Source organism: Ruegeria sp. BG6 (assembly GCF_056538465.1).
Window position 1 is genome coordinate 20,288 of record NZ_JBQFTB010000001.1, and the last position, 22,103, is coordinate 42,390.

A 22,103-nucleotide genomic window follows, 5' to 3' on the forward strand; every position below is an offset into this window, starting at 1 on the left:
CCGCAAGCCGAAAAACGCAGGGATGTGAAACTTTTTTGGCGGTGCTTTCAGGGTCAGGAAACAGCCTTCAATTTACCTCGGCAGCATCCTCAAGCCGAAGCTGAACGTTTTGACGTCCGCCCCATGTGTTGACCTCAAGTCGGCCCGCGAAATGAAAGCGGGCTCCTCCGTGATTCAACAGCTTCTCGCCCATGGGGCCGTCGAACGCACCAAATGCAATGGCGTCCAGACCGCCGTTCAGCCCATCGGACAATGAAAGCTTGAGGTGCGTCTCGCCGACGCGTTTGGCAAACCGCACCTGAAGCTCAGGCAGGGCATAACGCGGGGCAGGGGCGCTGGCGCCGAACGGGCCGGCCTTTTCGATCTGTTCGATCAGCTCGACCGAGGCCGCGCCGGGCATCAACGCACCGTCCAGCTTCAGATCCGCCGGGCCGCCCTGACCGGCCCCCTGTTTGGCCAGCAATTCACTCAGCCGTTCCATCGCCGCGTCCAGTTTATCGCGCATGACCGTCAGACCCGCCGCCATCTTGTGGCCACCGCCCTTGACCAGCAGACCCTCGGCGGCAAGCTTCTGGATCGAAGCACCCAGATCGATGCCCGATATGGATCGACCAGACCCCTTGCCCTCATCCCCGTCAAAGCCGATGACAACGGCCGGGCGGTTCGCCATTTCCTTAAGGCGAGAGGCAACGATGCCCACGACGCCGGGATGCCAGCCTTCACCCGCTGCCCAGACCAGGGGCGCATCCAGACCGCGTTGTTCCGCCTGATCAAGTGCGGCGGCGCGCACCGCGTTTTCAATATCACGCCTTTCGGTGTTCAACTCATCCAACCGTTGCGACAAGGCCTCGGCCTCTGCTGTCGATTCCGTGCTCAGCAGGCGGGCACCCAGATCGGCCTGACCAATGCGACCACCGGCGTTGACACGAGGCCCCAGCAGAAAACCAAGATGATAGGAATTGGGCGCCGCGTCCATGCGGGACACATCCGACAGTGCAACAAGCCCGGGGCGTTGACGTCTGGCCATGACCTTGAGTCCCTGACGAACAAGTGCCCGGTTGGCACCGATCAAAGGTGCTACATCCGCAACCGTCGCCAGGGCGACCAGATCCAGCATCGACATCAGGTCCGGACCTTTGATACCGGCGTCGCGCAATTGCCGCCCGGCCTCGACCAGCATCAGGAAAACGACACCCGCCGCGCAAAGATACCCCAGATCGCCACTTTCATCCTGCCGGTTCGGGTTCACGATCGCGGCGCAGTCGGGCAGGGTCTCTCCGCCAAGGTGGTGGTCCAGAACGATCACATCCGCGCCGTTGGCTGCCGCGATGGGCTCATGGCTCAGCGTTCCGCAATCGACACAAATGATCAGGTCGTGTTCAGCAGCCAGCGTCTGCATGGCAGGAACATTTGGCCCATAACCTTCGTCGATGCGGTCCGGGACATAAAGCGTGGCGCTGATCCCCATCTGTCGCAGCCAGACCAGCAACAATGCGGCCGAACTTCCTCCGTCCACATCGTAATCCGCGAACACGGCGATCCGTTGCCGCGCCCTGACGGCCTGTAGGAACCGCGTTGCTGCCTTCTCCATATCCAGCATCGAACGCGGGTCCGGCAGCAGTTCTTTCAGCTTGGGCTCAAGAAATCCTGCGGCTTCCATCGCTGGCACGCCGCGCCGTGCCAGCACCTGACAGACAGCGCGGGGCAACCCGGCCTGCTGCACCAGCATTTCTGTTGCCCGCTCGATGTCCGGCGTAGGTCCGATCCAGCGGCGTCCGGTCAATGACTGCTCGACCCCAAGAAAGCTCATCCCATGCCCCTTATGCGCCAAGGCCGGACCCTCGCGGATCCGGCCTCTTCATCTTTTTACAAATACTCCCGCCGGAGGCAGCGGCGCAAGCCGCTATGCGTCGCTATGTGGCCACATCGGTGTGCGATAGGACATACGCCGCATCGAACCGGTTTTCGACCGCATCAGCAAAGTGGTCGTTTCAACCCAGCCCGGCTCGCGTTTGATACGCGGCAGCAGCGAGCCGCCGGTTACGCCGGTCGCAGCAAAAATCACGTCCGCCGTCACCATTTCGTCCCGCGCATAGACGCGATCCAAATCGGTAATACCTGCCTTGGCGGCGCGGCCGCGCTCGTCATCGTTGCGGAACAGCAGGCGGCCAAAGATCTGCCCGCCCATGCATTTCAGCGCAGCTGCTGCCAGAACGCCCTCGGGTGCGCCGCCCTGGCCCATATACATATCGATGCCGGTTTCTTCGCTTTCTGCGCAGTGCATGACACCGGCCACATCACCGTCAGTGATCAGCCGGATCGAGGCTCCGGTGTCACGAACCTCGGCAATCATGGCCTCATGACGCGGGCGCTCCAGAATGCAGACGGTGATGTCCGCCGGATCACAGCCTTTGGCCTTTGCCAGCGCTTCGACGCGTTCCCGCGGGCTCATGTCCAGATTGACGACGCCTTCCGGGAACCCTGGGCCAATGGCCAGCTTATCCATGTATACGTCCGGGGCATGAAGCATCGACCCGCGCGGGCCCATTGCGATCACGGTCAGCGCGTTGGGCATGTCCTTGGCGGTCAGGGTCGTGCCCTCAAGCGGGTCCAGCGCAATGTCGACGCCGGGGCCGTTTCCGGTACCGACCTCTTCGCCGATAAAAAGCATCGGCGCTTCGTCACGCTCACCTTCGCCGATCACGACGACACCTGCGATGTCCAACAGATTCAACTGCTCACGCATTGCGTTGACGGCGGCCTGATCGGCGGCTTTCTCGTCGCCCCGTCCGACAAGCGAGGCGGATGCAAGCGCGGCCTGTTCAGCCACACGGGCAAGGCCCAAAGAAAGCATTCGGTCGTTGAAATCGGTCTTGGCAGCGTTCATGTGTCGGTATCCTTGGGTCAATAAAGGCGTTCTGTCCGGCATAGCCTGCGTCTGGCACAGGCCGCAAGGGTCAAACCTCTTCGATGCGCAGCGCGACAGGTTCCCCCGAAACCACATCAGTGGACCTGAACCCCTCCAGCGCCACATCAAGTGTCGCGCGCGTGGTTTTATGAGTTACAATCAGGACGGGTGCCGTGTTTTCCGAATGGGCATACTGGCGCATCCGGTCGATGGAAACTCCGGCGTCACCCAGAATGGCCGCAACTTTCGCCAGCGCACCGGGTTTGTCCAACAGGGCAAGGCGAAGGTAATAGGGCGCGGGCAATCCGGTTCGCGCAGGCGTAGCCTCTTGCAGCGTCGAGGCCGGTCGGCCGAATGTCGGAATATGCAATCCACGGGCCAGATCACAAACGTCACCCATGACAGCGCTGGCAGTTGGGCCTTCACCGGCACCGGGACCGCGCAATACGACCTGCTCGATCGAGTCTCCCTCGATCACCACCATATTGGTGCCGCCTTCCAGTTGCCCCAGAGGTGAGCCGCTTGGCACCAGGCAGGGCTGCATGCGCTGTTCCAGCCCGCGCCGGGTACGCTGTGCCACGCCCAGCAGCTTGATCCGGTATCCCATGTCGTCCGCCTGATGAATGTCATCCAGGCTGATATGCTGAATACCCTCGATCTCGATCCCGTCGAAATTCGGCTTGGTTCCAAAGGCAATCGAGGACAGAAGCGCCAGTTTATGGGCCGCGTCAATGCCACCCACATCCAGGTTCGGGTCAGCTTCCAGATACCCAAGTTGGGCGCATTCTTCGAACAGCGCATTGTATCCCAATTCCTGGGACTGCATCCGGGTCAGAATGTAATTGCAGGTTCCGTTCATCACGCCCATGACACGGGTGATGTCGTTCCCGGCAAGCCCTTCGGTCAGGGACTTGATCACAGGAATGCCACCCGCGACCGCCGCCTCGAACCGGATGACACGGCCTGAGGCTTCGGCCTGTTCCGCCAGCTTCTGACCATGGACAGCCAGCAGCGCCTTGTTGGCGGTTACCACGTCTTTACCGGTCTCCAGCGCCGCCTCGACCGAGGCCAGAGCCGGGCCGTTTTCGCCCCCCATAAGCTCGACATAAACGTCAATGTCGTCTCTGCGGGCCAGCGCGACAGGATCGCTTTCCCAGACGTAGTCGGACAGGTTGACACCGCGATCCTTGCCGGAATCCCGGGCGGAAACGGCCACGATTTCAATTGGTCTGCCGGTCCGGGCTTGCAACAGATCCGCATGTTTGCGGACGATCCGGATCACACCCACGCCGACGGTCCCCAAGCCAGCAATTCCCAGCCGCAGCGCCTGTGTCATTCGGTGGATTCCTTTCCGCTCGTATTCGCCAGTCTGGATTTTTCATCCGTCAGGCGCTGCCTTAGCGGGTTCATGGGGTCGGTGCAATGCGTCAGAGGACAGCGCGGCCAATGAAATCCGGCAATCAGTCGATTTCTGCGTTCTGTAGTGCCTGCGCTTTATTCGCCAGCGCTTCGGCACGCGCATTCAGGTCCTCTTCGACCTCGGCCGCTTCGCTTACAGGATCAACCGGTGGGCCCAACGCTTCGCTCAGCGGGATCAAGCGGGGAAACGTGGACTTGCGCACGGTTGGCGACTCGCTGCCTTCCAGTTCAGGAATGTCCGCGCAGGCGGCGCAGACAAGCATCAAAAACAGCAGGGGCAGGGGTTTCATGACAAGCCGGTTGTTGTTGCAGTCGCCATTGTGATGCACCTTTTGCCCGTTCGGTTCAAGCGGGGTTCTATTTGAACAAACGTTCAGATACTGTCTGCCTATGGCTCGTACCCAAGGTTCACACTCTGACATAACCGGCCCGCGGATCCGCAAGGCAGCGTTGGCTCTGTTCGCCCGACATGGGTATGCGGCGGTTTCAATGCGCCAGATCGCGTCCGAGGTCGGCGTACAGGCTGGTGCCTTGTATAACTACACCCCAGACAAGCAAAGCCTGCTATTCCGTTTGATGCGCGACCATATGCAGGAGCTTCTGTCGGCGTATGAGGCACAGGACAACTCCGATGATCCACGCGATGCCTTGCGCCGCTTTGTCGGATTTCACATTCGCTTTCACCTGGAACGCCCGGACGAAGTGTTCATAGCCTATATGGAGTTGCGAAACCTGACGCCCGAGAATTTCACGGAAATCGAAGATCTGCGCCGCAGGTACGAGGATTCACTGGAAGGTATTCTGCGTGACGGTCATGTCGCCGGCCTGTTCAAAGTACCCGACACCAGGATCGCAAGCTTTGCTGTGATCGCAATGCTGAATGGTGTGATGACCTGGTATCGGGCAGGCGGGAGGTTGTCACTGGATCAAGTCGAGCAGATCTATTGGGACATGGTCTGTCGCGCCGTTGCGACGTGATCTGCCCGCCCGTCCTTAGTGTGCTGGCCGGATGAAGGTTCCGTTTCGAAGCTCTTCAAAGGCTTGTTTCAGCTCGGCCCGGGTGTTCATGACGATTGGCCCATGCCAGGCGACCGGTTCGTTGATCGGCGCACCGGAGATCAGCAGGAACCGAACTCCTTGCGGCCCCGCCTGAACCGTAATTTCGTCGCCAGACCCAAAGCGGACCAGCGTCCGGTTGCCTGACATGTCGCGAATGTTGACCTCTTGCCCCGCCACCTCTTTCTCGAGCAGAACGCCGGTGGGTTGTGACGCGTCGGCAAACGCGGCCTGACCATCGAAAACATAAGCGAAGGCCCGGCGATAAGTGTCTATGGGAAAAGTTTTTTTGACGCCTGCCGGGATGCGGATATCCAGGTATTGCGGATCAGCCGCAATGCCGTCGACAGGGCCGGTTTTCCCCCAGAACGTGCCCACGATCACACGAACCGTGGTGCCGTCGTCATCCGTGATCTCGGGGATTTCCCGGCTTTGAACGTCCTGATACCGGGGTGCAGTCATCTTCTGGTCAGAGGGCAGGTTTCCCCACAACTGAAACCCATGCATCTGACCACTGGCGTTTCCATGTGGCATTTCCTGATGCAATATCCCCGAACCTGCTGTCATCCATTGCACGTCACCGGCGCCAAGCGTTCCGGTGTTGCCCAGTGAATCCGAGTGTTCAACGGTCCCGGACAGAACATAAGTAATGGTCTCAATTCCACGATGCGGATGCCACGGGAACCCTGCTTCATAGTCTTGCGGGTTCTCATTCCTGAAATCGTCGAAAAGAAGAAATGGGTCGAGTTCGGACGGGTCCTGAAACCCGAAGGCACGATGCAAATGCACACCGGCGCCTTCCCGTGTTGGAACGGATTGTCTGGTTTCCAAAGTAGGCCTGAGGGACATTTTTGCCTCCTGATTTACATGACAATCATGTAATGTGTGCGCCTGCGCGGTCAATTGGCAAAAACGCGCGCGGATTGTGCAACGCCGCGCAGGTCGGGACCCCCTGTCCATTATTTCACAAAGCGGGTAAGGGAAGTTGACGCAAACAAAGAGGGCCCCATGCAGGACGAAGTGCTGGCAACAGTTCAGGCATCATCACCCAGACGATGGGCAGGTGTAGGAATGCTGGGCACAGTGGGCGCGATGGTACTTTACGTCGCTCTGGCGGCTCCGCCTGCTTTGGGATGGCAGGTTTTCCTTTTCGTGATCGCGGGCGGGGCGTTCTGGCTGGCACATCGCATGTGGCATGCGACAACAGACCGTATCGAACTGACTCGAGCTGAGTTGCGCACCGGAGCGGGGCAGGTCATTGCCAATGTCGAAGATATTGAAACTGTTGATCGCGGCGTGTTTGCCTTCAAACCATCAAACGGGTTTCTTGTTCGCACGACCGGCAAGGGAAAAAACACCTGGGCGCCCGGCCTTTGGTGGCGATTGGGTCATCGTGTGGGGGTCGGCGGCATGACTGCCGCCGCCGAGACCAAGTTCATGTCCGAAATGTTGTCCGCACTTCTGGCTGAAATGGATTGACCTAGACCGAGGCCGCAATTTCGTTGGTAAAACGCGGGCGAGTAAAGACAAAGTTTTCGAAAGTAACTCCGGTTGCGAATTTAAATCCCGTGTAAAAAATCGGAACGTATTCATTTGACGTTTCAACCAGAATCAAAGTGTCTTGGTTGGGCATCGGCGGAAGCTGGGACCGAATTTCGTGAATGCTGTCATCTGTCCACTTGACGTCATAGCCGCGAGTCGACGACCACCGCACATAGTGGCGATCATCTTCTTCATCGAAAACAATCAGCGAAACACGCAAATTCATTTGCGAATTATTGTTGACCATCTTCTCCATCAATTCGTGCAGAGAATCTATGTAAACATCTGTAATAGTTTGAGTTTCACGAGAGATAAGATCGCTTACGGTAAATGCGGCCTTCAGATTTGACGCGCTTTGACGGAAGCCTTCGAACGCGACGAAGGTCATCGATACCGTCCAGAACAGTAGTGGAAAGACCATGATGGCCTCTACGGTAATAATACCACGTTCATCCCGCCGAAACGATTTCAGACACTTTGCCATTTTTGTCATGATCGACGTCATCTTACAAAGGTTCCTGTACGAAGGCTGTCGTAGCCGTTAGCGCATATTGACCGGTTTCATCCACGAGGGTTTTGCCGATTGTCGAGGTCGGAAACACCGGATCAATCCGCGCGCATGCCCGCAGGATCATCAATTCATTGGATTGACCATTGGTGAAGTTCAGAACAGGATCTACCTGTTCGGAGTTGTCCGTGCAGTCAGGTGTATCGGACAGCACGACCCCGGTGAAGGCACTCTGACGGATCATCTCTAGCCGAAGGTTGGAGGAGCAGTTTTTGATGAACTGAGCCCGTGAACAAATGGTGTCTTTTAGTTCGTCGTGCTGCGGATTATTCCCTGTTCCAAGTCGAATGTCGCGAACGGTCTGGTCAACAGCACGTTCCAACATACCCTGCTGTGTCGTCAATAATGTCAGTTCTGCGCCTGCTAGGATGAAAAACATGAACGCCGGAAAGATAATAGCGAATTCAATCGTGGCGTTTCCATCTTCAGACCCAAATAACCGGTGCATCAGCGGCAAAATACTCTGAGTCATTGTGTCAACCTCAGTTTGCGGATCGATGATGCGATCGAAGAAAAGGCGTCTTCAAGCGACAGTCCGCTCACGTCGTAGACATGGCTGTGCGAGCTAGCGCAGTCCCGAAGAACCCGATAGCCACTTCTTGGTGCTTCGAAGGCGATACCATATACGATAATGCCCTCGTCTTTTGCTGCGTCACAGATGTGTTTGGTGTGCTGGTTCTTGGCAGCGGTTTCTACTTTGGAGAACGCTGCAGAGTACCACTCAGCCCAGGCACTGGACTGCCAGTAGTAGTTGTAATTGGCGTTCCAAGCCAAAGACACACGGTTGAACAGTTGCGGGTATGTCAGGCGGAAAGCCGTACCCACCTCTTCGTTGTCGGCAGTTTCGGGCTCAGGGTTGCCGAACGGATGGTCTGCCCACTGGTCTTGCTGAGGCCAGAAAAAGTTCGGCTGTCCCTGCGAGTGATAAACGGTGTATTCTTCTGCTTCGGGGTTGTACCATACGTCCGACATACCTTCCCTCAGTGACGGATTCAGCATGTACTGATCGGTGTTCTTTCCATCGGTCATAACGATCACAATTTTCAGAACGTCCGAGTCATAGTTTGTCGGACGATTCGCAAACTTGGAAGGGACTATTGTCTTCGGCGCATATGCCGCATCCGTTTCAAGGGACAGATCGGAGACAATACCGCTCATGCCGGGATCAAGAAGCGCAACGCCCCATTTCATTCCAACATCAATCGACGTGTTTCCGCCGGGTGAAAGAAGTGCGATCTGGTCAAGCAATTTGCCCAGGTCATCCGTGACAGGTGTGATCGCGCTGCCGGCGCGGACAGGGCAAACAGGCAGAGTGATCGAACCCTCAGAATAAGTGAACGGGTCAAAATGCGCTGTCCGTTCCAGCCTGTCACCCCGCAGGAGATCGGAATCACTGTATTGCTCAGGGATAAAATTCACGCAGTGCGAATAGCTATGCTCCTGCGTGACATTCGTGAATTGGTCCAGCAGGGAGGCGCCCGCATTAACTTGCGTCGCATAGGGTATAAGCGAGATCGATATCTGGCTTTCACCTGGTTTGTCGAGCATCAGTTTAACGAAATCAGATGCTGCTTCTTTCAGAACATCGATTTTGCTGATCCCCGGGGTGGCCGAATTTTCGGACATTGAACCCGAAATATCGAGAACCAGCGAAATTTCAACGGCTCCGATTGATTCTTCAGCGGCGCTGGCTGCGGTCGCGGTCAAAGTTTTGATACCTGACAGGGCCATGAAATTTGTCGGTATCACTGCTTCGGCCGTCGCATAAACTCTTCGCGTACCAAAACTGTCTTGTACGTCGACGGTCTTGAGATTTTCCAAAAGCCCTGCCTTGTCGAGATAGGACTCAACAACGGTCTTCGGGCTTTCTTTCTGATCCAAATCGGCTGCGGCGAGAACGGCGCGGTCCAGAGTGGCCTGTAGTTTGGCTCTGTCGCGTTCATGGTTCATTAAATCGACGCCGACACCCGCTGCGGCCAACATTCCCAAAAAAACAAACAGCACAAAATATGAAAATGTGCCGTCTTCATTTTCGACGAACTGCCGCAACGTGGAAGATTTGCGTTTCTGCAAAATGCTACCGGCAATAAGCGAGAACTTTTTCATTTTGATGCCTCCGCTTCGCACATAACGTGTGCGACATAGGAAAATAAAATTGGGTTAAAGCTAGCTTTGAAACATGGCGTCAATTGGGCAAAAAAGGCCTGGTTTTGACCTTTTCGCCACTCAAGTGAGGATAATATGGGTATGCTAAAGGGTCTGTTTGTGTTTTGGCGACAATCTCCTGCAACTCGGCCAAACCAATCGACTCGGTAACAGTTGCGCATACGCCTTGAGGGCATTCTTATTAAAAAAGTGCAGTTGGGCGTTGCGGCTTTCCATGAAGGGTGCGACAAAAAGTCGTGACATATGTCAGTTTCCGGTACGGAGGAGTTTATGACCGGCATTATTGAACCCAGCTTTCGTAAAAGTGTTGACCTGATGTTCAACAGGGCCGCGTCCCTGATGGATCTGCCGCCGGGACTTGAAGAGAAGATCCGGGTGTGCAACGCCACATATACCGTCCGTTTCGGTGTGCGCCTGCGCGGTGATATCCATACATTTACCGGATACAGGTCGGTCCATTCCGAACACATGGAGCCGGTCAAAGGCGGTATTCGCTATGCCATGGAAGTCAATCAGGACGAGGTCGAGGCGCTGGCTGCCTTGATGACGTACAAGTGCGCGCTGGTAGAGACGCCGTTCGGGGGCTCCAAAGGCGGCTTGTGTATTGACCCGCGTCAGTATGAAGAACACGAATTGGAACAGATCACCCGACGGTTTGCTTATGAACTGGCAAAACGCGACCTGATCAACCCATCACAGAACGTGCCCGCCCCGGACATGGGGACCGGCGAGCGTGAGATGGCCTGGATGGCCGACCAATACGCGCGCATGAATACGACGGATATCAATGCGCGTGCTTGTGTGACGGGCAAGCCTCTCAACGCGGGTGGTATCGCGGGGCGCGTCGAGGCAACCGGTCGCGGAATTCAGTATGCGCTGCGTGAATTCTTCCGGCACCCGGACGACATCGAGAAGGCCGGCCTGTCCGGAAGTCTGGATGGCAAGCGCGTGATCGTTCAGGGGCTTGGAAACGTGGGCTATCACGCCGCAAAGTTCCTGAGCGAGGAAGATGGCGCGCGTGTTATCGGGATCATTGAGCGGGACGGTGCCCTGCACAATCCCGATGGCATCGACGTTGAATCGGTGCGGAACTGGATCGTGAAACATGGCGGCGTCAGCGGCTATCCGGATGCGGCACATACCGCAGAGGGCGCTGCCGTCCTTGAAGCCGAATGTGACATTCTGATCCCGGCGGCCTTGGAAGGTGTCATCAACCTTTCCAACGCAGAACGGATCAAGGCGCCGTTGATTATCGAGGCCGCGAATGGTCCGGTGACTGCCGGTGCGGACGATATCCTTCGGAAAAAGGGCGTCGTTATCATTCCGGACATGTATGCCAACGCGGGCGGTGTGACCGTTTCGTATTTCGAATGGGTCAAGAACCTGAGCCATATCCGGTTTGGACGGATGCAGCGCCGTCAGGAGGAAGCCCGCCACGAACTGATTGTCAGCGAACTTGAGCGGCTGGACAGATATCTGGGCGATGCGTGGTCAATGTCCCCGAACTTCAAGTCCAAGTACCTCAGGGGCGCGGACGAACTGGAACTGGTCCGCTCGGGTCTGGATGACACGATGCGTATCGCCTATCAGTCGATGCGCGAGGTCTGGCACAGCCGCGATGATGTCGAAGACCTGCGGACTGCGGCGTATATCGTCGCCATCGACAGAGTTTCCAAAAGCTATCGGGCCAAGGGACTTTGATGCATTGATGCGATCCGGGCGCAAGGTAACCCGGGTCGCCTCCGATCAATTCAACGAATTCGGGAAATCGGTTGTGGCGGGCGCTTTGGCGCACAGGTAAGTTGCCGCGAGTGAAACGAATCCCGGGGGACTTCCAATGTTGCGTATCGCCATCGCCGCCATTCTTTTGGCAACGCCTTTGGCCGCGGCTGAGACCAAAGAACAAAGCTGCAAGTATCAGGCCGACGTGGTGGCCGCTATTCAGAACGCCCGCCTGGACCGCGTCAAGGAACGCGATGTTGCGAAGGCGGTCGCTGACAGCGGCCCGACCTGGCCAGAAAACTACAATGCCGCGATTCCGTTGATCACCCCTTGGGTGTATGAGCAAAAGATGCGCGACGTTCGCAAAAAGGATCTGGGCGCGGCCTGGCTGGAGCTATGTCTTCAGCAATAATCCACAGCTGGCTATATTCCTTGTGGATAAGCGCGCCATCCTCTTGGCGCGCGTTTTCATTTCTGGCAGGTTCGACACATGTCATTGCCCCCCGGTTTCCTGGATGAATTGCGCACCCGGCTAAGCCTGTCTCAGGTCGTCGGCCGCAAGGTCATGTGGGATCAGCGCAAGTCCAATCAGGGCAAGGGTGACATGTGGGCACCATGCCCGTTCCATCACGAAAAGACGGCGTCGTTCCATGTCGACGACCAGAAGGGGTTTTACTACTGCTTCGGATGCCACGCCAAGGGCGACGCGATCAGCTTCGTGAAAGAGACCGAGAATGTCTCGTTCATCGAAGCAGTCGAGATTCTGGCGCGTGAGGCGGGTATGCCCATGCCGCAACGCGACCCGAAAGCACAGGAAAAACAGGATCGCTGCGCGCAACTGGCTGATGTGATGGAGCAGGCCGCCCAGTTCTTTCGCCTGCAACTCAAGACCGGGGCAGGCGGGGGCGCGCGGGATTATCTGGCGCATCGCGGATTAGACGAACAGGCGTTGGACCGGTGGGAAATCGGCTTTGCCCCGGATGGCTGGCAAGCGCTGTGGGATCATCTGCGGGGCAAGAACGTGGCCGAGGACTTGATCCTCGGGGCCGGGCTGGCCAAACCCTCGAACAAGGGCAAGAAGCCCTATGACACATTCCGCAACCGGATCATGTACCCGATCCGTGATCCGCGCGGGCGCTGCATTGCGTTTGGTGGCCGCGCCATGGACCCCAATGACAACGCGAAGTACCTGAACTCGCCCGAGACGGAGTTGTTCGACAAAGGCCGAAGCCTTTACAATCAAGGCCCCGCACGACAGGCGGCCGGGAAGGGGCAGCCCCTGATCGTGGCCGAAGGCTACATGGATGTGATCGCGCTGGCCGAGGCTGGATTTGAGGCGGCGGTTGCGCCGCTGGGAACCGCGATTACCGAACACCAGCTACAACTGCTGTGGCGCATCTCGGATGAACCGATCATTGCGCTGGATGGCGACACGGCCGGCCTGCGGGCGGCGATGCGGGCCGTCGATCTGGCTTTGCCGCTTCTGGAAGCCGGAAAATCCCTGCGCTTTGCACTGGTGCCCGAAGGCAAAGACCCCGACGATCTTTTGCGCGCCGAAGGGCCTGCGGCTGTGCAGGCCGTGTTGGAAGGTGCCATGCCCATGGTCAAGCTACTGTGGCAGCGTGAGACCGAGGGAATAGTTTTCGACAGCCCGGAGCGTAGAGCGGCTTTGGAGCGTGCTCTGAAGGACAAGACGGCGTTGATCCGAGATGCATCAATACGCTCTCATTATGAACGGGAAGTCAAAGACCTGTGCTGGCAGCTTTTCCGTCCGCAACGCCAACCGCAAAACCGCCAATGGCAGTCGGGCGGCAAATGGAAGCCACAAAAACAGCCTGCTTCGCCGGGCGCGCGCGCCTCGTTTCTGGCCTCGTCCGAGAATGCAGATATCCAGATGCGCGAAGCGGTCATTCTGGCCATCGCCATTCTGAACCCCAAGGTTGTCGTGCAGTTCGAACACCAGTTGGAGGAGATGGACTGCCACGATCCAGACCACTCGGCGCTGCGCGAGGTCATCCTGCGCCACGCAATTGATGACCCGGACAATCTGAAAGATCACATAGTGGGAACTTTGGGGGCCGAACCCCTTGAAAACCTTCTGGCCCTTCGCCATGTCGCAGTCATCCCCTGCGTGCACAAACCGGGCGACGTGGAAAAGGCCGAGATGACGCTGGCCGAGGAACTCGCAAAAATCAAAGCGCTCCGGGGGTTGGATGCTGAGATTGCCGAAGCTGCGGAGGAACTGTCCGAACTGGCAGATGAGGCGCTGACCTATCGGCTGGCGCAAGCCGCCGAAGAGCGCAACCGTACAAGCCGCAGCCAGAATGAGGACAGGGCCGTTTTTGACATCGCCGACAACGGCGCGCGGATCAACCGCGACGAGAAAGACGCGTTCGAGGCCATCATGTCCGGCATCAAATTCGAACGGAAACGCCGCTAAAGTGATGTTTTCGTAAGGCACTGGAAAAGAAAAACGGGTAAACGGGTGGCCGAATCACTTCTACGCGCTAATGATTCGGTTCAAACGAATCACCCATCCCTGCAGGAGCATTGAATGGCCGCCAAAGACACGTCCGAAGATCGCAAATCAGACGAGCAGGAACAGGAAATCTCGCTGGACATGAGCCAGGCCCAGGTCAAGAAGATGATCGCCGAGGCCCGCGAGAAGGGCTACATCACCTACGACCAGCTCAATCAGGTTCTGCCGCCTGATCAGGTCAGTTCGGAACAGATCGAAGACGTTATGTCGATGCTGTCCGAGATGGGCATCAACATCATCGAAGATGAAGAGGCCGAAGAAGAAGAGAACAAAGGCTCGACCGAACTGACCACAACGGAAAGCAACCGTGAGGTTGCGTTGTCGGGTGCCGCCACCGAGAAACTGGATCGCACCGACGACCCCGTGCGCATGTATCTGCGCGAGATGGGCAGCGTCGAGCTGCTGAGCCGGGAAGGTGAGATTGCAATCGCCAAGCGGATCGAAGCCGGCCGCAACACGATGATCGCCGGTCTGTGTGAAAGCCCGTTGACCTTCCAGGCCATCACGATCTGGCATGACGAACTTTTGTCCGAAGACATTCTGCTGCGCGACGTTATCGATCTGGAAACCACGTTCGGCAACCAGATGGACGAGGACGGCGATGTCGAGGAGCCGGTGGTGGACACTTCAGCGGTTCAGGCTGCCAAACCCGCCAAAGACACCGGGCCCGAGCTGGACGCGGATGGCAACCCAATCGCCACCGACGACGACGACGATGAAGACGAACAGGCCAACATGTCGCTGGCCGCGATGGAGACAGCGCTTAAAGAGCAGGTTCTGACCACGCTCGAGCGGATTTCGTCTGATTTCGCGATGCTATCCGAAATGCAGGACAGCCGTATTTCGGCAACGTTGAATGAAGATGGATCTTTCACCGCCAAGGATGAGGAGACCTATCAGAAACTGCGGGCCGAGATCGTAGAGCTTGTGAATGGCCTGCACCTGCACAATAACCGGATCGATGCGCTGATCGACCAGCTTTACGGCATCAACCGCCGCGTCATGTCGCTGGACAGTTCGATGGTGAAGCTGGCGGATCAGGCGCGTATCAACCGCCGTGAGTTTATTGATGAGTATCGTGGTCGCGAACTGGATCCGAACTGGCTGGCCGAGATGGCCGAAAAACCGGGCCGCGGCTGGCAGATGTTCATCGAACGCTCGACCGACAAGGTCGAGGAACTGCGCAACGATATGGCTCAGGTCGGGCAATATGTCGGTCTGGACATCAGCGAATTCCGCCGCATCGTTCAGCAGGTTCAAAAGGGCGAGAAAGAGGCACGTCAGGCCAAGAAAGAAATGGTCGAGGCCAACCTGCGCTTGGTGATCTCGATTGCCAAGAAGTACACGAACCGTGGCCTGCAATTCCTTGATCTTATTCAGGAAGGGAATATCGGCCTGATGAAGGCGGTCGACAAGTTCGAATACCGTCGCGGCTACAAGTTCTCGACCTATGCGACCTGGTGGATCCGTCAGGCGATCACGCGCTCGATCGCGGATCAGGCCCGCACCATCCGTATTCCGGTCCACATGATCGAAACGATCAACAAACTGGTTCGGACCGGTCGTCAGATGCTGCACGAAATCGGACGCGAGCCGACGCCGGAAGAATTGGCCGAAAAGCTGCAGATGCCGCTGGAAAAGGTTCGCAAGGTGATGAAGATCGCCAAGGAACCGATCAGCCTCGAGACGCCGATCGGCGACGAGGAAGACAGCCAGTTGGGCGATTTCATCGAGGACAAGAATGCCGTGTTGCCGCTGGACAGCGCCATTCAGGAAAACCTCAAGGAAACAACTACCCGGGTTCTGGCTTCGCTTACCCCGCGTGAGGAACGCGTTCTGCGGATGCGCTTTGGCATCGGTATGAACACAGACCACACGCTGGAGGAGGTTGGCCAGCAGTTCAGCGTGACGCGCGAACGGATCCGACAGATCGAGGCGAAAGCGCTGCGCAAACTGAAGCATCCCAGCCGGTCAAGAAAACTGCGGTCCTTCCTGGATCAGTAGCTACAAAGGCGCCCTGATCGAGGCGCCTTTTTCTTTTCCCGGACCGTTCACATCTTGTTGTCCTGTCTGAAAGTCAAATTGGCGAGAACTCACAAGAAGAGGGACAGCGGGATTTCTATATCCGTCTGGTCCACTCATGGGACGGGCCGGGGCGAGATGGTCTCATCGATGACCCCCGGCTACGCTCAAACGCGGTTCAGCGGGCGATCGACGCGGCCGCGAAATGTGGTCGGAGGCTGGCCGGTCCATCGTTTGAACGCCGTCGAAAACGCGGCCTGATCGGCATACCCCAGAGAATAAGAAATCTCGGACAAGATCATCCCGTTTCGCAGAAAGGTCTGCGCAAGATCACATCGCAGGTCTTCAACGATGTTGCGATAGCTGGTCCCTTCGTCAGCCAGCCTGCGGGCCAGTGTGCGAGGGCTAAGACCCAAATCGGCAGCTGCCTGATCTGCCTGGATAATGTTTCCGGGCAGGGATCGGGTGATCAGCCCTTCGACCCTTGCGCGTGTTTTTTGCCTTGGCGATTGCCGGTCGGCCAGCAAACGCTCGGCATAATCAAGCAGATGGGCGCGCAGCGTAGGGTCGTAAGTTGGAATTGGAAGATCAAGCGAGGACAGCGACAGGACGATGCACATCCGTTCGGCGCCGAAAACTACTGGAAACCCTCCTATTTTCTCATATTCCGACGCGCGTTGACCGATTTCGTGCTGAAAGCGCATCTCGACGGGGTGAAAATCTGACTGGGTCAGGGCGCGCAGTCGGGCTATGGCCGCAAATAGCAGGAACTCGGTGCGTCTGTGATAGCGGGAATAACTGGCGTCCTTCCAGTCGATTTCAAACACTGCCGAGTCGTCTGAAAGGCGCAGATTGAAAATCAGCGCAGGATCAATCATCCAGTGAAAGTAACACGTGTTCTCAATGGCTTGGCGCAAATTCCTGGAGTATTTACTGATATAGGCCGTAAGAGTGGATGACTCATCGAATCGGATGCCTGCCCGGGCGGCAAAAGTAATGTCATTGACCGCATCGCAGGCATATCGGACAAACTGGGCTTCTTTTTTGGCATGGTAAGTGGTTGCCGGCGGGGAAATTCCAGCCCGATTGAGCCCGCTTTGCCGCAGGACGTGATCCGTAAGCGCAGTTTGTCCGGTTTCTTCGTCCAGCGTCTTTGCCAATCGCTGAATGCGGCAAATATCAACTTCCATGGCTCAGCGTAATCCGTTCTCAAATCTGAAGTTGATCTTAATGCCAAAGATCCGGCGCGCACCAACTTTTGTGGCGGAAGCCGAGTTCTGAGGGGCGGCTTTCGGTGCGATTGGCAAATTCACACAAGGATTTGACTGGTGTGCACATGACCGGGTTTTGACAATTCTTATGTACATATTGCTGTCGGGTCCGCGCCTTTTGGGGAAGAGGCCAGAGCCCAGAGAGCCGGACTACCACCCCGGTTCAAAGGGTTCCCCGACACGCTGCACCCACAAGATCGTTTTCTTTTTATTGAGTTTTTTGGCTTGGCCGGAATATGCTTGGGCAGGTCCGGGGGCACCGGTTCACAGATTTTGGCTGCGCATCTGAATAGATCGTGAGGACCACTGTTCCGCCGATGCTGGCATACTAGCCTATGCGGCAGTCAGAAACAGGAAAGGTCGAAAATGATGAAACGGGTCATGACTTCAATGGTTCTTGCCACTGTGGCGATTTCCGCTCCGATGACAGCGGGGGCCGCGCCCAACGGGTTTCAGACGGTTGCCGTCAACAATTCGGTTTTTGAGGTGATCCCAAGAGCACGCCAGGATGTAGACGGTTATTGGTGCGCTGCGGCCGATTTCGCGCGTCGGACGCTCGGGGCCGGTTGGCAGCAACGGGTGTATGTTGTCCGGGGTTATGGCCCAAGCGAGGCGACAGGTCGCCGAACGGCTGTTCAGTTTTCCCTGACACCACCGAAAAACGCACCTCAGCAAAGCAGTGTGTCACTTGGCTTTCAGGTTGGTGAAAGCATGTCGGTACAGGGCGCAAATGGACGGTGCAACCGCCGGCAGTTCATAAACTAGGTAATGGTAACCAGAGCTTTGCAGATCGAATTCACCATCTCAACACGCGGCGCCGGTCTCTATGAATTTACAGGCGACGTTTGTCGATGGATGAGTTCGGTTGCGGGCGACGGCTTGCTTACGTTGTTCGTCAGGCATACATCCTGCTCTCTACTTATTCAGGAAAACGCGGATCCCGAGGTTCAGACTGATCTGCATGAGTTCTTTGAACGGCTCGTGCCTCCGTCAGATCATCCTTCGATGGCGTATTTGAGGCACACTTACGAAGGCCCTGACGACATGCCCGCACATATCAAAGCGGCCCTTATGCCGGTTTCACTTTCCATACCTGTTGCGGCGGGGCGGCCCGTGCTTGGGACGTGGCAGGGGATCTATCTGTTCGAACACCGCACTGCACCGCATGTACGTCGGGTCGCTGCACATTTTGCATGACCCCTTTATATTGCGGTGAAAAATTCCGACTACCCAAATCCTAGCGGCTGCCCTATAGTTGTGGATAAGTAAGCCGCAGCGCTTACAAAAAGAGGCGGAACAAGGGACGAGGAGACGGCGGATGCGCTGCCCGTTTTGCGGAAATATCGATACTCAGGTCAAGGATTCACGCCCGGCAGAGGATCACGTCGCGATCCGCAGGCGGCGGTTCTGTCCGGCCTGTGGCGGACGCTTTACCACCTATGAACGGGTGCAGTTGCGCGATCTTGTGGTGATCAAGACCAACGGCAAGCGAGAGGATTTTGACCGGGATAAACTGGAGCGTTCGATCCGGATCTCGATGCAGAAACGCCCCATCGATCCGGACCGGATCGATCAGATGATCTCGGGTATCGTGCGGCGCCTGGAAAGCATGGGCGACACGGATATCCCGTCCAACAAAATCGGTGAAATCGTCATGGAAGCGCTGGCCCGGATTGATACGGTGGCGTATGTTCGCTTTGCGAGCGTTTACAAGAATTTCCAGGCGGCCGATGATTTCGAGGAGTTTGTCCACGAACTGCGCCCGCCGCAGCCTTCGACGGACGAGTGAGCGAAACAGATAAGCGATATATGGCGCTGGCTTTATCCTTGGGTCAGCGCGGGCAAGGCACGTGTTGGCCCAACCCTTCCGTAGGGTGTGTCATCGTGCGTGATGGCCGGATCGTCGGTCGCGGGTGGACGCAGCCGGGCGGGCGCCCTCATGCCGAGACCGAAGCCCTGAAACAGGCCGGAGATGCCGCGCAGGGCGCAACGGCCTATGTTTCGCTGGAACCTTGTGCCCATCATGGCAAAACACCCCCTTGCGCGCAGGCCCTGATTGATGCCGATGTGGCGCGGGTCGTTTCAGCCATCGAAGACAGCGACCCGCGTGTAGCCGGGCAGGGCCTGGCCATGCTGCGTGAGGCCGGTATCAAAGTGACTACCGGTGTGCTGGATGAACAGGCTGCCAAGGCCCATGCGGGTTTTTTTCTGAAGACCGAACAGGGTCGCCCATTTGTAACTTTGAAACTGGCCAGCAGTTTTGACGGGCGGATTGCAACGTCCAGCGGTCACAGTCAGTGGATTACCGGACCCGAAGCTCGACGTCTGGTCCACGCCATGCGGGCGCAGCACGACGCGGTACTGATCGGCGCAGGCACTGCGCGTGCGGATGACCCATCCCTGACAGTGCGTGATCTGGGCATTGCGTCACAGCCGGTTCGGGTTGTTGTTTCGCGCCATCTGGACTTGCCGCTGATGGGGCAGTTTGCGCGCACGGCCTCTGACGTTCCTGTCTGGATATGTCACGGCCCGCATCCGGACCCGGATCGTGCCGATGCCTGGCAGGGCATGCGCGCGCGCCTGATCCCGTGTGCATTGCAGGAACACCACATTGATCCGGCGGATCTGTTGCAGCAGCTTGGACATGCCGGCCTGACACGTATCTTTTGCGAAGGCGGTTCCGCTCTGGCCGCGTCGTTACTGGCGGCGGATCTGGTCGATGAACTGGTCGGGTTCAGTGCCGGGCTGACCATCGGTGCGGAAGGCCTGTCCGCGATTGGGGCGCTGGGTCTTGATAAACTGAACGAAGCGCCTCGGTTCGACCTGATCGAAACACGCGCTGTTGGCGGCGATATTTTGCATCGCTGGTCGCGGGCCTTGCGCTAGCGCCCGCGCCACAGGTGAGCATGGGTTGCGAATGCACCCTGAAGCTTTGACAGCAGACGATTCAATGACCCGTGTGGAGCATCATACCCCTCGGCCAGTCGTTGCAGTACTACCTCAACCGGGCAGGGCAGGCCCGTTACCGGGTCCAGATAGCGGGGGTAGTCGATAAGGACCGCATGAACCAGGCCCGACAGACTGGGTCGCGCGCCTCGCCGGGCGGGAACTGTGCCCAGATCCTGCGTCAAACCCCATCCAGCATAGAATGGCGCGCCGAGCGTTGTCACCGGGACACCACGCAAAAGGGCCTCGAACCCCATGAGTGACGTCATGGTCCAGACCTCATGCACCTGTGGCAACAGAATGCCCGGGTTTGTGTGTGGAACAATGATATCTGCCAGCCCCTTGGCTTCGATTGCGCCTTCCCGAAGACCCGCCTCGACATCTGGATGAGGTTTGTAAATCAGGATCGCGTCCGGGTTTGCTTCACGCGCAGCCCTTAGCAGGTCCAAATTCGAGCGCACGGTTCCACAACCCAGCAGGATGGAGGCGTCGTCCTCGACCTGACCCGGGATCAGGATGCGGTGCCCGCTCGGCAAATCGGTCGGGTGGGTGCCGGTATTGTATTTGCTCAGACTGTTCGAGATGATTTGGGTAACCAGCCGCTCGGCCCGTAGCGCCTGATCGGGTCGCAGGTTTTCCCGGGCCGTGATCAGGTTTTCCAGTTGGCTGGCGCGCGTCGGGTCATAGTAAATTCCCAGATCGTCCGTCACCAGCGACAGCGGAGGCACAAGATTGGCGCCCAGCCCCCGTGATCGCAAAAACCCGTCTTCAACCCTGGTAACGCCGTCCAGATCCCGCGCCTGATTGGCCCACACCATATGAGGCCGTTGCGAAGCGCCAGGAGGATCGCCAGTGAAACGGATTTTGTGTTGTCGGCCGAACATGCGCTGCAGGTGCGGTCGTTTCCACAGCCGCATGCCCGATGCGGTCCAGCCCGCATGATCCTGCCGCCAGGCGCGAGACTGCGCCTCGAGCGTGTTTAACAGGGTCTCAAGCTCGCACAACTGGTCGCGGTACGGATCGTACCATGTTGGATAAAGCAGCATCGCAGCGGCGAACAATTGCGCGCGGGTCAGGTTTCTCTGGCGTCTTGAAAGAGGTGCTTCATCCTGAGTGAGCCCCCATCCGGCGTAGAAGGGCTGCCCGAACACCCGGGGCTTGTGGCCGGCGAGAATGGCTTCGAACCCCAATTGTGAAGACAGCGTGTAGACCCCAATCGCGCCTTCCAGCAGGGTCCATGGGCTGACCGGATCATTGAAAAACCGCACCCTGTCAGACAGGTCCTGATCGGTAAAGTGGCCGGGCCGGTGCCCTGATTGCGTTTCCGGATGTGTCTTTATCAGGATTTCGGCGCCCGGGTTTTCCTCTTGCGCGATGACCAGCATTTCGCGGAAGCGGGCCATGTCCCCCTTGCTGGCAGTGACGGCGGCGTCGCCCATGGTCTGGTCGACAACCAGAACATAGCCGGGATCCGGGGCTTGGATGTTTGGATCAAAGGCTGAATACTTGCTCAGGTGCAGTTCCTGTATTCGCGCCATCGCGCCGCGCGCACGGTCCAGCAGGGCCGTGTCGTCCAGCGGATGTTTGGCCAGCAGGGTTTCCAGATTCGACGGTTGATCAGGGTCGAAGTGCACACCTGACCGGTCCAGCAGCAAACCCAGCGGCGGTTCGCCTGAGCGCCCCGGGTGCAAGGACCGAAGAAAGGCATCCTCGACCCGCAATACCGGTGTCTGGTGCTTCGACGCGATCTTCAGCCCGCGATGCGCGGTTGGGCTGTTGCCCCAGACACCAACCAGATTACCGGGCTTCGGCAGGCCCAGACGATTATCAAACCCGGCCAGAGACAGTATCCGCCTGATGCGCCGTGATGTGAGAAACCCGCCGTTGTAGACAAACAGCCGGGTGCGTTCAGCCCCGGCTGCGGTGTTCTCTTGCGGCAACATA

At 57.7% G+C, this 22,103-nt stretch carries 20 protein-coding genes; 10 read left to right on the plus strand and 10 right to left on the minus strand.

The genetic code is table 11. From position 1 onward, the window contains the following. Positions 1-67: 67 nt before the first annotated feature. From recJ to ACR0JW_RS00115, 4 genes are all read right to left on the minus strand, one after another. Positions 68-1,810, minus strand: a complete 1,743-nt coding sequence (gene recJ, locus ACR0JW_RS00100) for a single-stranded-DNA-specific exonuclease RecJ (protein ID WP_170677632.1) — start codon at positions 1,808-1,810, stop codon at positions 68-70. Between the two features lie 93 nt (positions 1,811-1,903). Next, positions 1,904-2,887 (minus strand): class II fructose-bisphosphatase, encoded by a 984-nt coding sequence (gene glpX / locus ACR0JW_RS00105; protein WP_480713464.1) that lies wholly within the window; start codon positions 2,885-2,887, stop codon positions 1,904-1,906. Positions 2,888-2,957: 70 nt separating this feature from the next. Beyond that, positions 2,958-4,244: a homoserine dehydrogenase gene (locus tag ACR0JW_RS00110; protein WP_170677630.1), complete on the minus strand. Its 1,287-nt coding sequence runs from the start codon at positions 4,242-4,244 to the stop codon at positions 2,958-2,960. Between the two features lie 124 nt (positions 4,245-4,368). After that, positions 4,369-4,617, minus strand: coding sequence for a hypothetical protein (locus ACR0JW_RS00115; protein ID WP_170677628.1), 249 nt, complete (start codon positions 4,615-4,617; stop codon positions 4,369-4,371). A gap of 100 nt (positions 4,618-4,717) precedes the next feature. On the opposite strand from ACR0JW_RS00115, the gene ACR0JW_RS00120 reads away from it, so the two are divergent. Next, a complete protein-coding gene (locus ACR0JW_RS00120; protein WP_170677626.1) occupies positions 4,718-5,305 on the plus strand; it encodes a TetR/AcrR family transcriptional regulator in 588 nt (195 codons plus the stop codon). Between the two features lie 15 nt (positions 5,306-5,320). On the opposite strand, the gene ACR0JW_RS00125 is transcribed toward ACR0JW_RS00120, so the two are convergent. Next, the gene (locus ACR0JW_RS00125; RefSeq protein WP_170677624.1) at positions 5,321-6,232 is read right to left on the minus strand and encodes a pirin family protein; all 912 of its coding nucleotides are present in this window, start codon (positions 6,230-6,232) and stop codon (positions 5,321-5,323) included. A gap of 159 nt (positions 6,233-6,391) precedes the next feature. Between ACR0JW_RS00125 and ACR0JW_RS00130 the strand changes: the two genes are divergently transcribed. Then, complete coding sequence (locus ACR0JW_RS00130) at positions 6,392-6,862, plus strand: hypothetical protein (protein ID WP_170677622.1); 471 nt, start codon at positions 6,392-6,394, stop codon at positions 6,860-6,862. A 1-nt stretch (position 6,863) separates the two neighbouring features. Here ACR0JW_RS00130 and ACR0JW_RS00135 read toward each other — a convergent pair whose 3' ends face one another. From ACR0JW_RS00135 to ACR0JW_RS00145, 3 genes are read right to left on the minus strand one after another with little or no spacing between them, the layout of a single operon-like run. Further along, positions 6,864-7,430 carry a pilus assembly protein gene (locus tag ACR0JW_RS00135; protein WP_170677620.1) on the minus strand — a complete coding sequence of 189 codons (567 nt, stop codon included), beginning with the start codon at positions 7,428-7,430 and terminating at the stop codon, positions 6,864-6,866. 1 nt (position 7,431) lies between these two features. Next, complete coding sequence (locus tag ACR0JW_RS00140; RefSeq protein ID WP_170616624.1) at positions 7,432-7,965, minus strand: TadE family protein; 534 nt, start codon at positions 7,963-7,965, stop codon at positions 7,432-7,434. Then, positions 7,962-9,599, minus strand: coding sequence for a Tad domain-containing protein (locus ACR0JW_RS00145; RefSeq protein ID WP_170616622.1), 1,638 nt, complete (start codon positions 9,597-9,599; stop codon positions 7,962-7,964). Before ACR0JW_RS00145 ends, ACR0JW_RS00140 begins: the two co-directional genes overlap by 4 nt. Positions 9,600-9,929: 330 nt before the next feature. On the opposite strand from ACR0JW_RS00145, the gene ACR0JW_RS00150 reads away from it, so the two are divergent. From ACR0JW_RS00150 to rpoD, 4 genes are all read left to right on the plus strand, one after another. Then, on the plus strand, positions 9,930-11,360 hold the full coding sequence (locus tag ACR0JW_RS00150) for a Glu/Leu/Phe/Val family dehydrogenase (RefSeq protein WP_170677617.1): 1,431 nt from the start codon (positions 9,930-9,932) through the stop codon (positions 11,358-11,360). Positions 11,361-11,496: 136 nt separating this feature from the next. Further along, a complete protein-coding gene (locus ACR0JW_RS00155; protein WP_170616618.1) occupies positions 11,497-11,793 on the plus strand; it encodes a hypothetical protein in 297 nt (98 codons plus the stop codon). 78 nt (positions 11,794-11,871) lie between these two features. Next, positions 11,872-13,821, plus strand: coding sequence for a DNA primase (gene dnaG, locus ACR0JW_RS00160; RefSeq protein ID WP_170677615.1), 1,950 nt, complete (start codon positions 11,872-11,874; stop codon positions 13,819-13,821). A 114-nt stretch (positions 13,822-13,935) separates the two neighbouring features. Beyond that, positions 13,936-15,924 carry an RNA polymerase sigma factor RpoD gene (gene rpoD / locus ACR0JW_RS00165; protein WP_170677613.1) on the plus strand — a complete coding sequence of 663 codons (1,989 nt, stop codon included), beginning with the start codon at positions 13,936-13,938 and terminating at the stop codon, positions 15,922-15,924. A gap of 185 nt (positions 15,925-16,109) precedes the next feature. Here rpoD and ACR0JW_RS00170 read toward each other — a convergent pair whose 3' ends face one another. After that, entirely contained in the window at positions 16,110-17,132 is a 1,023-nt protein-coding gene (locus ACR0JW_RS00170; RefSeq protein WP_480713465.1) for a helix-turn-helix domain-containing protein, read from the minus strand. A gap of 447 nt (positions 17,133-17,579) precedes the next feature. Here ACR0JW_RS00170 and ACR0JW_RS00175 point away from each other — a divergent pair, with 447 nt between their 5' ends. The 4 genes from ACR0JW_RS00175 to ribD all read left to right on the plus strand — a co-directional run bounded on the left by ACR0JW_RS00175 (position 17,580) and on the right by ribD (position 20,099). Further along, a complete protein-coding gene (locus ACR0JW_RS00175; protein ID WP_480441964.1) occupies positions 17,580-17,978 on the plus strand; it encodes a hypothetical protein in 399 nt (132 codons plus the stop codon). Between the two features lie 18 nt (positions 17,979-17,996). Next, positions 17,997-18,410, plus strand: coding sequence for a secondary thiamine-phosphate synthase enzyme YjbQ (locus tag ACR0JW_RS00180; protein WP_170824672.1), 414 nt, complete (start codon positions 17,997-17,999; stop codon positions 18,408-18,410). Between the two features lie 121 nt (positions 18,411-18,531). Continuing rightward, complete coding sequence (gene nrdR / locus ACR0JW_RS00185; RefSeq protein ID WP_039525240.1) at positions 18,532-19,002, plus strand: transcriptional regulator NrdR; 471 nt, start codon at positions 18,532-18,534, stop codon at positions 19,000-19,002. After that, a complete protein-coding gene (ribD, locus tag ACR0JW_RS00190; RefSeq protein WP_170677609.1) occupies positions 18,999-20,099 on the plus strand; it encodes a bifunctional diaminohydroxyphosphoribosylaminopyrimidine deaminase/5-amino-6-(5-phosphoribosylamino)uracil reductase RibD in 1,101 nt (366 codons plus the stop codon). Before nrdR ends, ribD begins: the two co-directional genes overlap by 4 nt. Here the strand turns inward: ribD and ACR0JW_RS00195 are convergent. Then, positions 20,096-22,102: a capsular polysaccharide biosynthesis protein gene (locus tag ACR0JW_RS00195; RefSeq protein ID WP_480713466.1), complete on the minus strand. Its 2,007-nt coding sequence runs from the start codon at positions 22,100-22,102 to the stop codon at positions 20,096-20,098. The genes ribD and ACR0JW_RS00195 overlap by 4 nt on opposite strands. Between the last annotated feature and the right edge of the window lies 1 nt (position 22,103).